The 630-nt window shown below is 69.7% G+C and carries 1 protein-coding gene; it reads left to right on the plus strand.

The window, feature by feature from the left end; translation table 11 throughout:
* Positions 1–115 precede the first annotated feature (115 nt).
* Positions 116–630, plus strand: a 515-nt coding sequence (locus tag D7X12_RS41745) for a translation initiation factor IF-2 N-terminal domain-containing protein (RefSeq protein WP_244225111.1), incomplete at its 3' end; no start/stop codon positions are given.

Genomic DNA, 630 nt, shown 5'->3' on the forward strand with positions numbered 1-630 from the left:
GGTGGGTGGAGAGGTTGCGGGGGGAGGCGCTGTTAAGCACCTCTCGCACACAATTTCGGCTTTGGACTAGGGTGCTTGCGCCTCGTAGTCGGCGGAGCAGAAGGCCAATCAAGGTATGTCGAAGAAGCGCGTTCACGAAATCGCCAAGGAGCTCAAGGGGCACGGGATTGAGCTCGACAACAAGGAGGTCGTGACCGAGCTCGCCGGGCTGGGTTACGACGTCAAGAGCCACTCGTCCTCGCTGGATGACGATCAGGCCACCGCCGCGGTCCAGAAGATCCTGGACAAGCGCAAGCCGAAGCAGGCCGCGCCGCCTGTCGCCGCCAAGGGGTTCGTGGTGCGCCGCAGGGTCGGCCCGCCCGCTGGCGCCTCCCATACGGAGGCCCAGGACTCCTACGCCCAGTCCGACCAGGGCTATGACAACCCCGAGCCGTCCTACGAGCAGCCGGCCCAGGCCGAGCCGCAGGCGGAGGCTCCCCAGGCGAATGTCGTGGAGAGCGCTCCCGCCGCCGTGGAGCAGGCTCCCCAGGCGAAGGCTCCGGAGGTCCCGGCCGTGACGGCCGCGCCCGCCACGGAGGCCGTCGCCGCCCCCGCCGCTCAGGGGGTGACGTCCGCCCCCGAGACCCCGGC

Source organism: Corallococcus sicarius (assembly GCF_003611735.1).
Classification (GTDB): domain Bacteria; phylum Myxococcota; class Myxococcia; order Myxococcales; family Myxococcaceae; genus Corallococcus; species Corallococcus sicarius.